Source organism: Pseudomonas sp. B14-6, from assembly GCF_013260315.1.
GTDB lineage: Bacteria > Pseudomonadota > Gammaproteobacteria > Pseudomonadales > Pseudomonadaceae > Aquipseudomonas > Aquipseudomonas mandelii.
The window spans coordinates 2229990-2243775 of record NZ_CP053929.1 but is presented as its reverse complement, the minus strand read 5'-3'; the positions used below and the strand labels follow the sequence as shown (position 1 = coordinate 2243775).

Below are 13786 nucleotides of genomic sequence, written 5' to 3'. Positions count from 1 at the left end.
CAAGATTGCCCGGCTAACACTGGGTGATCTTGTTTTGGGTTTGCCCTTGAATAGCGTAGTGCCATTATGATTCGTAGCGTTCCTTTTTTAATGCTGGCAAGTATTGCTTTGCAAGGTTGTATGTTTTCGCCGGGCCAACATATGAGCACCAGCGATATCACTCGCGAAGGCTCAAGCGAAAACAGTCGGGTCGAGCTTATTCCGATTACCCCCAAGCTTATCGCCATGGACAGGGCCACTCAGGTACATGAGTCATTACCCCCGGAATTGTTGACCACGCCCGACGAATACCGCATCGGTAACAACGATGTCTTGTACATCACGGTATGGGATCACCCCGAGCTGACCGCACCTTCTGGCGCGCAACAGCAGATCGATGCAAACGGCCGTCTTGTTCGGTCCGATGGCACGCTGTATTACCCCTACATCAAAGAAGTCCAGGCTGCCGGAAAGACCATCCAGCAACTGCGATCCGATATTGCCGAGAAGTTGTCGACCTTCATCTCGGACCCGCAAGTGGATGTCGCCGTGTTGCGCTTTGCCAGTCAGAAAGTGGTGGTGTCGGGCGCCGTATTGAAAGCAGGCCCTCAAGCGATTTCCACCAATCCGCTCAATGTGGTTGAAGCCCTGGGTTCGGCCGGTGTCGATCCGCTGAATGCGGACTTGTCCGGGTTGCTGTTGACGCGAAACGGGCGGGTTTATCCGCTGAATCTCGATGCGCTCAATCAGCAGAATGCCGAGTTGCAGAAGGTCTACCTCAGAGGCGGCGATCAGTTGTATTTGCCCTACAACGACAGCAAGAAGATCTACGTGATGGGCGAGGTCAATCAGCCGCGTGCATTGACCTTCAAGACCCGCACCATGAATCTTTCCGACGTCATTGGTTCGGTAGGAGGATTGAACCAGACCACCTCGAACGGCAACGCCGTGTACGTCATTCGCGGTGTAGAAAACCTCGATGTCGAACCCGCCAAAATCTATCAATTACAAGCCGAGTCGCCGTCCGCCATGGCGCTCGCCACTCACTTCGATGTCCGCCCTCAGGACATTGTTTATGTAGGCCCTGCCAACGTTACCCGCTGGAACCGCTTCATCAGTCAATTGGTGCCATCGGCCTCGATTCTCGGTATGGGCGCGGCGGCACAAAACAACTTAAGTGAAGCCAACAGCAGATAAGGTCTGGTCCCACTGTGAGAACGTTGAACGTTAGCGTCTGCTTGATGGCGGCATTGCTGTTGTGTGGATGTAATCCGCTGATGAAGGCCACACTGGCGAACTTCAAAGCCGTGGCCACCGGGCCTGACGACCTGGAGTTGACTCCGGCGCAAGTGGCCGAGGTTCAGTATCCGCAACTCAAGCTGACCACCCCTTCCGGAGAAGGGGTGTTGGCGATGGTGCGTGAGCGAGGTGACTTGCAGTACTGGGTCGCGTCCGGCAAGCAGGTGTTGTTGCTGCGCGACGGCCTGGCGGTTCGCACGGTCGGTTTGGGCTTTGAAGGTGACCTGGACGGGACCCGTATCGAAGCGCAATCGCCGTTCAAGCAAGGCCTTCACCGATTGCCCGATGGATACACCAGCCAGCGCTGGATCGATCTCTATCGAGGTTACGAAGTGGGTGTTGCCGTGAGCAGCCGCTTTACCCGAAAACCCATGGAAACCCTCAGGATCCTGGACAAGGAATACGCCGTGCTGCGTGTCGATGAGCAGATAGAGGCACCGGCTATTGGCCTGCGCGCGACCAATCATTATTGGGTCGATCCGGATAACGGTTTCATCCTCCAGAGTGAACAGCAACTGACAGGGCAACTCAGGGTGAAGATCGTGCAGTTGACCTCTGAGCGCGGGGCTGTCCGTTGAAGTTTCCCAAGGTGTTATGGACGTGCCTGTTGTTGATCTGCGGTGGCGTGAATGCGGCAGTCAACGTCAGCGGTGATGTGCGCAATCCGGGGCCGGTCGAGCTGCAACCCGGGGGGCGCGTGCTGGACGTGATGCGTTTGGCGCAACCCAATCCTGAAAGCTACTGGCTGGCGGCCGCCTGGCTGCGACAACCATTGCTTGAGGAGCAGACCCGACTCAAGACCGGGGTCCTGTTTGACTTGAAGGTGCTGCAACGCACCGCATTGCTCTTCAATCGGCCCAGCCGGGCGGCATTGGCGTTGCAGTTGTACGAGCAAGTCAGCCGCATGCCGGTTACCGGGCGCCAGGTGGCGGTCCTTGATCCGATCGCGGTGGAGGTCGGCTTCGCTCGCAACTTCCGCCTCGATGACGGCGACAGCCTGATCTACCCCAAGCGTTCCGATGTGGTTGAAGTGCTGGGCGCTGTCGCCGAACCGTGCCGGCTCGCCTTTCGCCCGCTGCAAGAGGCGCGGGATTACCTGCAAGGGTGTTCATCTCTGACCGATGCCGAAGCCGATTACCTCTGGATCGTTCAGCCCGACGGGGTCACCCGCCGTGTCGGCATTGCGCCGTGGAATCGTGAAAGCGGGCAGGTGCCTGCCGCCGGCAGCAAAATCCTGGTCCCTGTCAAAACCGATGATCTTAATCCGCCTATACCTGAACTGAATCAGCAGTTGGCCGAATTTCTTGCCACGCAACTGGCTGAGGTGGTTCCTTGAATTTACGTTTTGCTGCAGTGCTGTTGTTGCCGTGTGGTTTGGCTCACGCAGAGCCGCGATTGACTCAAAACGATTTCGGCGGCGTGGGCTTGATGCAAACGCCAACGGCCCGAATGGCGCCGGCCGGCGAGTTGAGTGTGAATGCCAGTCGAACCGAGCCCTATACCCGTTACAGCGTTTCATTGCAGCCATTTGAATGGCTGGAAGGCTCGTTTCGCTATACCGCGATCACCAACCGCCGGTATGGCCCCGAATCGTTGAGCGGCGACCAGAGTTACAAAGACAAGGCTGTGGACCTCAAGGTACGCCTGTGGCAAGAAAGCCACTGGGCGCCTGAGCTGGCCCTGGGCTTTCGCGACATCGGCGGTACCGGCCTGTTCTCCAGCGAATTCCTGGTCGCCAACAAACGCTATGACGACTTTGATTTCAGCGCGGGTATTGCCTGGGGATACATCGGCAATCGAGGCGATTTCGACAACCCGTTGGGCTGGGCGGCTGATCGCTTCAATACCCGGCCGGACGGCGAGGGCACCGGTGACGTCAACACCAATGCCTATTTTCGTGGGCGACCTTCATTGTTTGGCGGCGTGACCTACCAGACACCCTGGGAGCCGCTCAGCCTGAAGCTTGAGTACGAAGGCAACGACTACAAAAACGAGCCGAAAGACAACGTCATCAAGCAGGACTCGCCCATCAACATCGGTGCAGTGTTCAAGCTGACCGATTCGGTCGATCTCAGCGCGGGTTGGGAGCGCGGCAATACTGCGATGTTCGGCATCACCCTGCACACCAACTTCGTCAGCCGCAAGACGCCGGCCAAGACTTACGATCCGCCCGCGGAGCGTCTGCCGACACAGGCACCCGCCACACCGCCGGATCAGGTTAACTGGGCCAACGTGTCCCAACGTTTGCAGAAAAATGCCGGCTACAAAGTCGAGCGCATCACTCAGCGCGGCCCCGAGTTGTTTGTGTACGGCGAGCAGACGAACTATTTCCATTCGGCCAAAGCCGTCGGCCGCGCCAGCCGGATTCTGGACAACAGCGTCAACGACGATATCGACTGGTTCACCCTGGTGAACAAGCGCTACGACATGCCGCTGGAAGAAACCAGCGTGCCGCGCGAGACCTTCCGCGAAGTGGTCAACAATGAGGAGCCGCTGCAAACCTTGCACCGAACCACTGAGGTCAACGGGGCGATGCCGCATACCGAGACCACGCTCTATACTGCCGCGCGCGATCCCTTCAGCTATGGTGTCGGGCTGGGCTACAAACAGAACGTCGGCGGCCCTGATGGTTTGCTCTATCAGCTGAGTGCCGATGCGGACGCCGAGTATCGTTTCACGCGCAATACCTGGTGGAGCGGCCTGCTGAGCGCCAATCTGGTGAACAACTACGACAACTTTACCTACGACGCACCAAGTGGTTTGCCCCGGGTGCGGACCGACCTGCGCAAGTACCTGACGACCTCTGACGTCACCATGCCCACGTTCCAGTTCAGCCACGCCGAGCAACTGGATAAAGACCTGTATGGCATGGTCTACGGCGGCTATCTGGAGTCGATGTTTGCCGGTGTGGGCGGTGAGGTACTGTTCCGTCCGGCAGGCCAGCGTTGGTCGGTGGGTGCAGACCTGAACTACGTGCGTCAGCGCGAGTTCAACCAGGGTTTTGGCTTGCGCGATTACTCGACCGTGACCGGCCATATCACCGGTTATACCGACTTGCCTTTCGATACCCAGGCCGCCGTCAGTGTCGGCCGTTACCTGGCGCGGGATTGGGGCGCCACAGTCGATCTGTCACGGGAGTTCCGCAATGGCGTGCGATTCGGTGCCTGGGCCACGCTGACCACTGCGACGACAGCGGAATACGGTGAAGGCAGTTTCGACAAGGGCATCTACATCTCCATTCCGTTCGATGAACTGATGAGCATGTCGACCATGCGTCGGGCCAATATCGTCTGGTCGCCGCTGACCCGGGACGGCGGTGCACGGCTCAATCGCAGCTACTGGCTGCACTCGATGACCGATAGCCGTGACAGCGACTTGTTCTACCGTAACTTCGACAAGATCACTGAGTGAAAGCGGGCGATCTGCAGGGCGATTAGCGCTGTAGATCGCATCGCGGTCGACCGAAAGGGGACAACCTGGAAGGTCTTGTAGTAAGCAGCGCCATCTTGCGCAGGGTTCTCTGCGTTAAAACGACACACTTGCAATGATAAGCCGGGGGCTGACTCAGCTCCCGGCTTGAACAAGTGTTGCCGTGTGTCAGGGAGCCTGGTGTGGCAGGGGCGTAAGTGCGACTCAGCGCCTGATAGACGCCCATGAAAAAGGGGACTTGCGTCCCCTTGTCATTTTGCGGTGCCTGGTATTCAAGTGATCAATAGATGTCTTTTGACAGCAAGGTAAAAGGCGTCTTCACCAGGATCTTCAAATCCAGCCACAACGACCAGTTATTGATGTATTTGAGATCGATCTCCACACGTTTTTGCATCTTGTCGATGGTGTCGGTCTCGCCACGGCAACCGTTGATTTGAGCCAACCCGGTAATCCCCGGTTTGATTCGGTGGCGAGCCATGTAGGCGAGAATCTTCCCGGAGTAGTAATCGTTGTGCGCAACGGCGTGGGGACGTGGTCCGACCAGAGCCATATGGCCTTGCAGCACATTGATCAACTGCGGCAGTTCGTCGAGCGAAGTACGGCGGATAAAGCGTCCCACCGGAGTGATCCGAGAATCGTTACGGCTGGCCTGCTTGACCTCAAGGTCATCGTGCACGCGCATCGAGCGAAACTTCCAGACCTGGATCACCTTGCCATTCCAGCCGTGGCGGTCCTGCTTGAAGAACACCGGGCCGGGAGAGTTGAGTTTAACGGCCAGGGCAATCAGTAACAGCAACGGACTTAGAAGAACCAGGGCCAACAGCGCCACGCTCTTTTCCAACAGGCTTTTACTCAGTGCGGCGGTTGGCTGGCTGGTCAACGGGCTTTCATTCAAGTAGATCGCCGGCAAGCCGTCCACGACCCTTACCGAGTGATTGAGCAGCATCAGGCTGTTCAAGTCCGGCACCCAGACCACATCGACGTTGGCCCCCAGCAAATCGATATACATGGCTTCAATTTTTGCCGCTTCACTCAGGGGTAGCGTGATGTACAAACGGCGGATGTCATGGGTTTTGATCAGCGCCAGCAGATGCTCTTGCGGGCCTACGATCGGCGGTGAGCCCATCGCCAGCGGGAGCGTTGTGTCGGTGCTGACCAACCCCACCAGCGGGAAGTGTTCAAGGCTACGCAGCTTCCGGGCAAGACCCAGCGCCAACTCGCCCGTACCGACGATCAGGGTTTTATGCTCGCTTTGAAGTGACCGTTGATAGTATTGCGAGAATCCGTGCAGCGGCACGTACAACAGTGCCTGCCCGAGATAACCGCAGGCTGCCCATATCAGGATCAGTTGACGGGAAAACAGTCCATCGGCCTTGCAGATGAATGCCACACAGGCCAATGCCGCCAGGGTCATTGTCCAGCCCACCAACAAACGTCCCAATCCCTCCAGGTAATTATCTTTCTTTGCATAGACGCCACACCAGGTATAGGCGGGCACCGAGGCAAGTACCGTTAGAATTGCGCACACTCGGTAATAGAACTCCACCGTCCCGGTGTGGTAATAAACCAATAGAAACAACAGGGCTACAACAAAGCCCTGACCCAGTGCCCATTGTCCCCAGAAGGTCAATCCTTTGAGGTGGGTATTTCGATTGATACGAAGATTGTTAACCATGCGATATCCCCAAAATACGTCCATTCGCGTGTCGACAGACAAGAGCCAAGTTGATGTGGTAAGCATTATTATTTTTATAAGAGGGCAAAACATTGACGGTCGAAATGCCACTGTGCGGCGTGCTCGTCAGTGAATAGATTAATTTATTGGGCAGAAAGCTGTCTGACGACTTTTAACGAGTGGTAAGTTGGTGTGCTGGTTATATTGAGGCGGCGAAGTGTTAGAAATAGTCGATAATGAAAGTTGATTTCAGGAAGGGGCAAGCGAGATGGTCTGCGGAGAGGGGAGGGGCCGGAGGGTGAAATGGTGGGGTGCTTTTTTGTTTTTGTATGCACTACCATTGCGATCAATCTTATTGATTCAGGTGAGACTTTTCCCCCGTACTATTTTTTGAATCAGGCAATAGCCACGATTCCTCACGGCCCGGAACAAACGTTCACCATTGCTGGCACTCTTGAACTTTTCCTGTAGCCTGCTCAAGCACATTTCCAGGCCTCGATAATGCTCGGGTTCTCTGCCGATGCTCCGAATAAGATCATCTTTACTTACGACTCGCTCATCATGGTGCAGCATTTTCTTGACCAGTGTGGCTTCTAGCCCGGTCAAGACAACCTCTACGTCATCTTTGATCAACGCACCATTGCCATGACTCAATCGCCAGGCTTCTGTATAGGGATAATGCGGTTTTACCGCCTCGTTGAGGAGTGAATCCTGGGTGTTTTCCCGGTCTTCATCTGCCCGTGAGGATATGTTGCTGAACCGCGTATCGGACTGGGCCGCTCGCCACTCGGATTCGAATGAAGAGAGAATGCGCTGTGTATCATGTCTGATAACGGGAGGGACAATTCTGTCCAGGTGAGGGGAAATAAATTCCATTAGTTTAGGGGCGGATGAGGGTAGGGCAACACCCTCGACAAACATCTTTGCCTGCGACGTACCAAATGAGTTATATCGCTCGCTCGATAATAATGCCTCAAGCTCTAGTTGTAATGCCGGGCTGTGAGTAACGACGACAAAATATTTTCTGGGGAGGGGTGTACTGCTTTCCATGTCTCTCTCCTGAAGGGCATACTCAGTTTTTAATTCAAAAGGTTGTCGGCAGGGGAGTAATGGCTCCCTTGAAAGTATTCAAACGGCAGCGCGCGCGCCAGTATATGGCTCGCGGCATGCTCCACTCTGTCAGCTATGAAGGCGACTTTAGTGGTGTGGGTCAGCATGGTCATGCGTTCGTGGAGACGATTGAATAATTCGGGGTTGCCCGTGAGTTTAAGGCTTAAGTCTAGGGTTGAAAGAGGGATCTTGATATAGTCGAAAAGATTCAGGGTTGTAAAGATCTCGATACTTTCATTGTCGATGTTGTAACCATCGAACGCGATTTCTATGCCGTGGTCTTTCAACAGATACACATTGTTGAGAATCTTCTTTTTTTCACTGAAACTGACCGCCGAAAGAGGCAGTTCATTGAAAGCGATAACCAGCGTCTGACCAAAGTTGTGCAGGGCGTCGCTGGACTGTACCAACTCTTCCGCGAGTGCTGAATCGGCGAGGTCTGATTGTCCGACGCAGACAAATCTACGACTTAAGTATTTGTTTTTGCTGGATATATTATGGTCTTTCAGCGAAAAGGCAATCAACCGGGTCTGCATGAGCACTTCACTGTAGATGCCGCTCATCTGCTGCATGGATGCCGCAAAAGATGCATGGGCTGGCTGAGCCGGACTGTCGTCAAACTGTATTCTGATCTCGCTGCCAAATGGGCAGTCATCACGAGTGAGGATCAATTGTCGAGACAGATAATGACTCGCACGATAGATGTGTGACGCGCTCATCGTTGCGTTCATAATGCAATAACTCCCTGCATATTAATCATCAGGCGGTCGAGATGAGACCCCTGACGAGACGATATCCATGCCCACGAATACTTTGAATGGCGTTGGTGCCATACATGCCTTTTATCTTGCCGCGCAGGCGACTGATAGATTTTTCCAAGGCCCTTGGGTCATAAAACGTTATATTCAGACCCATGATTCTGGCGATTTCATCATGGCTCAGTATTTGATTTCTTGTTTCGGCAAAGGCTTCCAGGATTTTCATTTCCGGAAACGAAACATCCAGTTTTTTATAGTCTCCAATCAGGCACATACGCGTGGGGTCCAAGAGTAAACTGTGTTGCTTGTGCCATTCTGCGCTATTAAAAAACTCGGAAAGTACGTCCGGGTTATCTTCAGGAAGCGTACTGAATTTAATGCAGTGGTCGGCGCCGGCAAGATAGTATCTCATCTTGTTGTAGGTGCCTTTGCCGGTGATGGCTACAAAGATAATAAGGGCCTGGTTATCGGCACGCATATTTTCCACCAGGGCGATGCTTTCATCAAACGCCTGAGGGCTGTCAATGACAATGAATACTGCACGGTATGAATGGGAACCCTTATTTTTTCTAAACAAGTTGTTGAAGCACATAGTGTCAACGGGTATATCATGCGCTACATAGCTTGCAACTAATGCCCTGAAACCCTCAGCTAAACTATGGGTCCGCCCAATGGTGAGAATACCCGTCACCTCCTTTGTGTGGCTGTGGCTGGTATTCGTTAATTTCCCTGTAAGCATCATGCTTTGACTCGGCTGGGTGCTGACATTTGGATGTTAAAGCACCAATTCTCATTTGTGACTGACAATTGGTAACATTTCCCGGGTTTTCAAGCAGGTGTCACAATTTTTTTAACATTGTTGAGCAATCTGGCGAGATCCTTTGTGTCCCTGATGCTTGGCATGCACAGTGGCAAATAGGCATCATTGTGCCATCTTTTCGCGCAATGTCCCGCTTTTCCAGTTCAATAAGCCTGGGTGGGCGGTTGAAGCTGCCTTAGTTGGATTTTTATGGAGGCCTTATGAGTTGCCAGAACTAGGCTGCTTTAAGTGCCGGTTTTAGTATGTGTTTTGTTTGGAACTGGCTGATATTTCTTGTTATGTAACGTTCTGGTTGATGGTGACATTCATGGACAATTATTAACGTTGAGTTTTAATGCAGGTCTGAATGCGTTTTACTGACTCGTTGGCGATAAAATCGTCAGTTCGTCAGCAGTTTTGCTTTTGTAGATGAGGGGGTTAATGGATTTTTGGACTACCGTAACGGTATTGATTTTAGGCGTGGTGGAAGGGCTGACAGAGTTTTTACCCATATCAAGTACAGGGCACCAAATCATTGTCGCGGACCTGCTCGGCTTCGGCGGTGAGCGTGCCATGGCTTTTAATATCATCATTCAACTTGGGGCGATCCTGGCCGTGGTCTGGGAGTTTCGGCGCAAGATCCTCGAGATCGTCACAGGCTTGCCAACCCAACGTAATGCGCAACGGTTTACCTTGAACTTATTGATCAGCTTTATGCCTGCCGTTGTATTAGGTGTATTGTTCGCCGATAAGATTCACGAATATCTGTTCAATCCAATCACCGTGGCGGTGGCATTGGTAGTGGGCGGTATCGTTATGTTGTGGGCTGAGCGGCGGGAACATAGGGTGTATGTCGACCATGTTGACGACATGCGTTGGACCGACGCGTTAAAGGTCGGGTTCGCTCAATGCCTGGCGATGATACCGGGCACCTCACGCTCAGGATCGACCATTATCGGTGGGTTGCTATTTGGACTGTCGCGCAAGGCAGCCACCGAGTTCTCGTTCTTTCTGGCCATGCCAACCATGGTCGGTGCCGCCGTCTACTCAGGCTACAAATATCGGGATCTGTTCCAGGCTGGCGACCTGCCAGTCTTCACCTTAGGCTTCGTCACCGCGTTCTTTTTCGCCATGATCGCCGTGCGCGGCTTGCTCAAGTTTATCGCCAGCCACAGCTACGCCGCGTTCGCCTGTTACCGAATTGCATTCGGTCTGGTGATCCTGGCCACATGGGCATTCGGTTGGGTTAACTGGACTGAAGCAGCAGCGCTCTGACACGTGAACCAGGCTGCGGACCCACCAGCCTGGTATTTAAAAGATAAAACGGATTAACGCCCTTCAAGCAACTCAGCTGCCTGATCCAGCAACGCCAAAGGCTCTTTAGCCTTGTGGATATCCACCGACAACAACTGCCGAAACTTGCGTGCCCCCGGGAACCCGGTGCCCAGCCCCAGCACGTGCCGGGTGATATGGTGCATCGAACCGCCCGCATCAATATGCGCCGCTATATAAGGCCGCAACTTCGCCAGCGCCTCCGCCCGGCTAATCACCGGCGCCGTACTGCCGAACAATTGCTGATCCACCTCAGCCATCACATAAGGATTGTGATACGCCTCGCGGCCCAACATCACACCGTCAAACGTTTGCAAATGCGCGTGACAGGCTTCCAGCGTCTTGATCCCGCCGTTAAGAACAATTTCCAACTCCGGAAAGTCCGCCTTCAACCGCGCCGCCACGTCATAACGCAGGGGCGGAATGTCACGGTTCTCTTTCGGCGATAAGCCCTCCAGAATCGCAATCCGCGCATGTACCGTAAAACTCGTGCACCCTGCATCCCGAACCGTGCCAACGAAATCAACCAATTCCTCGTAACTGTCCCGCCCATTAATCCCGATCCGGTGCTTCACCGTCACCGGAATCGACACCGCATCGCGCATCGCCTTCACACAATCCGCCACCAGCTGCGGATGCCCCATCAGGCACGCGCCGATCATATTGTTCTGCACCCGATCACTCGGACAGCCGACATTCAGATTCACCTCGTCGTAACCGTGGTCCTGAGCCATACGGGCGCAGGCGGCCAGGTCCAACGGAACACTGCCGCCGAGTTGCAGGGCGAGCGGGTGTTCGGCTTCGTTGTGACGGAGGAAGCGTTCGTGATCGCCATTGAGGAGCGCGCCGGTGGTGACCATTTCGGTGTAGAGGAGGGCGTTTTTCGATAATAGACGTAGGAAAAAACGGCAGTGGCGGTCAGTCCAATCCATCATCGGCGCCACGGAGAATCGGCGGGAGAGCGGGGCGGGTGTGGCGGTGATTGGGGGCATTGGGGGTCTGGAATCGATGGGGCTGGGAGGTGGGGGAGTTTATCAGGAATGGGCTTTTGAGGTGGAGACGAGTCTTACTGGGGTGGCGTTGCAACAGAACAGAGCGCCTTTTTTGCCTCAAGAAACCGTCTTGGCTGAACCAATCCTGTCGCCCAGCCAAGTTTCATAATGTCTGACGAATTGGCGTCCTAGGATGAGGCGTAGTCGAACTACCAAGCTTCCAGCCCCCCAGGAACATGAAAAATGATCTCAAATCTCTTCAAAGTCATGATGATCACCAGTGCCTTGCTGTTAAGCGCCTGCTCAGGCGTCAGCACCAGCACCTGTTTTTCAGATGGCTGCCAATCGTTCGACGGCCATGGCGCCAACAAGTTGAACCTTGGCGGAAGCGCTATCGGTAGCAATTTCAGCGAGTACAGCTCAGGGTTGCTCCGCGACGACTAAGGCGTAATGCCCCCGACGGAAGATGTTTCCGTCGGGGCGCGTTGTTACCTGATGTACCGCGAGTGCTGAATGAGGGACTGTTTCTCAGCTGGACGCGGCTTCGCCAGCGCTTGCGTGGAACGATGTGTGGCGGTTATTTGGGGGCGGGCGTTGCTATCCACTCGCTCAGGACTTTCTGATAGTTACCTGTCACCTTGGCCAGGTGCAGCCATTGGTCGACGTATAACTTCCAGGTCATGTCATCGCGGGGCAGCAAGTAAGCCTTCTCGCCGTACTGCATGAACTGGCTCGGGTTAACCGCGCACAACCCGGGTTTAAGTTTCTGCTGATACAACGCTTCCGACGCATCGGTAATCATCACGTCAGCCCTTTTATCCAGCAGCTCCTGAAAGATCGTCACGTTGTCGTGAAGGCTCAATTGCGCCTTGGGCAGAAACGCGTGGACAAACGCTTCGTTGGTGCCACCGGCCGGTTCAACCAAGCGAACCGAAGGCTGGTTGATTTGTTCGACGGTCTGGTAGAGGGCCTGATCTTCGCAGCGCACTAACGGGATTTTGCCGTCGACATCCAGTGTGGTGCTGAAGAAGGCTTTTTTCTGGCGTTCCAGGGTGACCGAGATGCCGCCGACGCCGATGTCGCACTTGCCGGCCAGCATGTCGGGCATCAGCGTTTTCCACGTGGTCTGCACCCACTCAACCTTGACGCCGAGGCTGTCGGCCAATGTGTGGGCCATGGCGATGTCGATCCCCGAGTACTCGCCGTTCTCGGCTTTGGAGGTATAGGGTTTGTAGTCGCCCGTCGTACACACGCGCAGTTGGTTTTGCTGGATGATGCTGTCCAGATGCGAAGGGCCGTCCTGTGCCTGAGCGCCGAAGGATAGAGCGAGCAGGCCACCGAGCATCATTGTGCATTTTATGGTTTTCATTTTTGGCGGGCTTTTATCCGGGTGGGTTAGAAAAAGTGGAGTGTAGTGAAACAGTTTCCCGGCTGCTATCCACGACGAAAAAGGGCGCTCATTGTGGGAGCGCCCATTGTTGTGTTTGCAAAATGCGGTCTGGCCTCGATGTCATCCTGGCCGTTCGGACTCAATGACAACAGCAACTGGAGCCGCCGCACCCCGACTTTTTCTCGACGCTTTGGGGGCGTTCACCCTTCAACACGCTAGCTGGATACCCTGCCTCATTCAGTGCCGATAACAGGACATTGCTGTCGATGTCCCCGGTCACTTTGACCCGGCCAGACGCCAGGTCGACAGTCACTTCACCAACCCCGGCCAGTGGCAGCAACGCAGCGTTGACGTGTTTGACGCAACTGCCGCAGCTCATGCCTTCGACTTGCAATTCTGTACCGTTCATTGCGTAAACCTCTTTCGCCATGAGTGGCGGTGGTGTGATGACAGGGTTCGATGGTTGACCTTGCCACGATGGCAAGGTCAAGTGCTTCTTTCAGGCGGTTACTGCGCCATCGGCATCTTCATCATGCTCGACTGCTGTTCCATCATTTTCATCATCATGTCCATCATCTGTTCTGCGTGGTTCTTGTCGCCGGACATGCCTTTGCCCATACCCATGCCCATGCCCATGCCTTGGCAATGGTTGTGCATCATGCCCATGCTGTCCTTCATCGTGGCCATGCCTTCTTGCATGGCGGCCTGGCGTTCGGCCGGGGTTTTGGCGGCGATCATTTTTTCGTGGGCCGCCTGCATTTTTTCCATCTGTTCGCTCATGGCCTTGTTTTGCGTGGTGGTGGCGGCGGTGGCGGTGGCGGTGGCCGGTGTGGTTGGCGGTGTGTCGGGGTGATGCTCCTCGACGGCCATGGCAACCAATGGGCTACTGATGAGCAGTGCGGCGACGAGTGCTTTGAAGTGCGTATGCATGGCAATCTCCAGTGAGTCAGGGACGTACAGGAACTATTGAGCCGCGCTAAAGAGGCGAAGCCAAAGGAGGGGCGGTCGGAACTCCGGACGCTC

At 54.7% G+C, this 13786-nt stretch carries 14 protein-coding genes; 6 read left to right on the top strand and 8 right to left on the bottom strand.

Annotated elements, in window-relative coordinates; all coding sequences use genetic code 11:
- Positions 1–120 precede the first annotated feature (120 nt).
- From HP062_RS10220 to HP062_RS10205, 4 genes are read left to right on the top strand one after another with little or no spacing between them, the layout of a single operon-like run.
- Complete coding sequence (locus HP062_RS10220) at positions 121–1176, top strand: polysaccharide biosynthesis/export family protein (RefSeq protein WP_081853998.1); 1056 nt, start codon at positions 121–123, stop codon at positions 1174–1176.
- 14 nt (positions 1177–1190) lie between these two features.
- The gene (locus HP062_RS10215) at positions 1191–1856 is read left to right on the top strand and encodes a YjbF family lipoprotein (RefSeq protein WP_042932700.1); all 666 of its coding nucleotides are present in this window, start codon (positions 1191–1193) and stop codon (positions 1854–1856) included.
- The gene (locus HP062_RS10210; RefSeq protein ID WP_010456254.1) at positions 1853–2614 is read left to right on the top strand and encodes a capsule biosynthesis GfcC family protein; all 762 of its coding nucleotides are present in this window, start codon (positions 1853–1855) and stop codon (positions 2612–2614) included. Before HP062_RS10215 ends, HP062_RS10210 begins: the two co-directional genes overlap by 4 nt.
- Entirely contained in the window at positions 2611–4689 is a 2079-nt protein-coding gene (locus HP062_RS10205) for a YjbH domain-containing protein (protein ID WP_169856831.1), read from the top strand. Before HP062_RS10210 ends, HP062_RS10205 begins: the two co-directional genes overlap by 4 nt.
- Positions 4690–4987: 298 nt before the next feature.
- On the opposite strand, the gene HP062_RS10200 is transcribed toward HP062_RS10205, so the two are convergent.
- The 4 genes from HP062_RS10200 to HP062_RS10185 all read right to left on the bottom strand — a co-directional run bounded on the left by HP062_RS10200 (position 4988) and on the right by HP062_RS10185 (position 8992).
- Positions 4988–6382 carry an undecaprenyl-phosphate glucose phosphotransferase gene (locus HP062_RS10200; RefSeq protein ID WP_172791369.1) on the bottom strand — a complete coding sequence of 465 codons (1395 nt, stop codon included), beginning with the start codon at positions 6380–6382 and terminating at the stop codon, positions 4988–4990.
- 360 nt (positions 6383–6742) lie between these two features.
- Positions 6743–7432: a helix-turn-helix domain-containing protein gene (locus HP062_RS10195; protein ID WP_010456247.1), complete on the bottom strand. Its 690-nt coding sequence runs from the start codon at positions 7430–7432 to the stop codon at positions 6743–6745.
- 29 nt (positions 7433–7461) lie between these two features.
- The gene (locus HP062_RS10190; protein ID WP_172791368.1) at positions 7462–8223 is read right to left on the bottom strand and encodes an EAL domain-containing protein; all 762 of its coding nucleotides are present in this window, start codon (positions 8221–8223) and stop codon (positions 7462–7464) included.
- A gap of 28 nt (positions 8224–8251) precedes the next feature.
- On the bottom strand, positions 8252–8992 hold the full coding sequence (locus HP062_RS10185) for a winged helix-turn-helix domain-containing protein (RefSeq protein WP_010456243.1): 741 nt from the start codon (positions 8990–8992) through the stop codon (positions 8252–8254).
- 498 nt (positions 8993–9490) lie between these two features.
- Between HP062_RS10185 and HP062_RS10180 the strand changes: the two genes are divergently transcribed.
- Positions 9491–10324: an undecaprenyl-diphosphate phosphatase gene (locus tag HP062_RS10180; protein WP_077748253.1), complete on the top strand. Its 834-nt coding sequence runs from the start codon at positions 9491–9493 to the stop codon at positions 10322–10324.
- A gap of 53 nt (positions 10325–10377) precedes the next feature.
- Here HP062_RS10180 and dusA read toward each other — a convergent pair whose 3' ends face one another.
- On the bottom strand, positions 10378–11373 hold the full coding sequence (dusA, locus tag HP062_RS10175) for a tRNA dihydrouridine(20/20a) synthase DusA (protein ID WP_169856847.1): 996 nt from the start codon (positions 11371–11373) through the stop codon (positions 10378–10380).
- Positions 11374–11616: 243 nt separating this feature from the next.
- Here dusA and HP062_RS10170 point away from each other — a divergent pair, with 243 nt between their 5' ends.
- Positions 11617–11817 (top strand): hypothetical protein, encoded by a 201-nt coding sequence (locus HP062_RS10170; RefSeq protein WP_077750262.1) that lies wholly within the window; start codon positions 11617–11619, stop codon positions 11815–11817.
- Positions 11818–11950: 133 nt separating this feature from the next.
- Here the strand turns inward: HP062_RS10170 and HP062_RS10165 are convergent, their stop codons facing one another.
- From HP062_RS10165 to HP062_RS10155, 3 genes are all read right to left on the bottom strand, one after another.
- Positions 11951–12742, bottom strand: a complete 792-nt coding sequence (locus tag HP062_RS10165; protein WP_172791367.1) for a transporter substrate-binding domain-containing protein — start codon at positions 12740–12742, stop codon at positions 11951–11953.
- 160 nt (positions 12743–12902) lie between these two features.
- Complete coding sequence (locus HP062_RS10160; protein ID WP_154912801.1) at positions 12903–13172, bottom strand: heavy-metal-associated domain-containing protein; 270 nt, start codon at positions 13170–13172, stop codon at positions 12903–12905.
- A gap of 98 nt (positions 13173–13270) precedes the next feature.
- Entirely contained in the window at positions 13271–13693 is a 423-nt protein-coding gene (locus tag HP062_RS10155) for a hypothetical protein (RefSeq protein WP_172791366.1), read from the bottom strand.
- Positions 13694–13786: the final 93 nt, after the last annotated feature.

Excerpts from the sequence above, each read along its gene's own strand:
- HP062_RS10220 (WP_081853998.1), top strand. The coding sequence starts at position 121 with ATGTTTTCGCCGGGCCAACATATGAGCACCAGCGATATCACTCGCGAA.
- HP062_RS10200 (WP_172791369.1), bottom strand. The coding sequence starts at position 6,382 with ATGGTTAACAATCTTCGTATCAATCGAAATACCCACCTCAAAGGATTG.
- HP062_RS10195 (WP_010456247.1), bottom strand. The coding sequence starts at position 7,432 with ATGGAAAGCAGTACACCCCTCCCCAGAAAATATTTTGTCGTCGTTACT.
- HP062_RS10190 (WP_172791368.1), bottom strand. The coding sequence starts at position 8,223 with ATGAACGCAACGATGAGCGCGTCACACATCTATCGTGCGAGTCATTAT.
- HP062_RS10185 (WP_010456243.1), bottom strand. The coding sequence starts at position 8,992 with ATGATGCTTACAGGGAAATTAACGAATACCAGCCACAGCCACACAAAG.
- HP062_RS10180 (WP_077748253.1), top strand. The coding sequence starts at position 9,491 with ATGGATTTTTGGACTACCGTAACGGTATTGATTTTAGGCGTGGTGGAA.
- dusA (WP_169856847.1), bottom strand. The coding sequence starts at position 11,373 with ATGCCCCCAATCACCGCCACACCCGCCCCGCTCTCCCGCCGATTCTCC.
- HP062_RS10170 (WP_077750262.1), top strand. The coding sequence starts at position 11,617 with ATGATCTCAAATCTCTTCAAAGTCATGATGATCACCAGTGCCTTGCTG.
- HP062_RS10165 (WP_172791367.1), bottom strand. The coding sequence starts at position 12,742 with ATGAAAACCATAAAATGCACAATGATGCTCGGTGGCCTGCTCGCTCTA.
- HP062_RS10160 (WP_154912801.1), bottom strand. The coding sequence starts at position 13,172 with ATGAACGGTACAGAATTGCAAGTCGAAGGCATGAGCTGCGGCAGTTGC.
- HP062_RS10155 (WP_172791366.1), bottom strand. The coding sequence starts at position 13,693 with ATGCATACGCACTTCAAAGCACTCGTCGCCGCACTGCTCATCAGTAGC.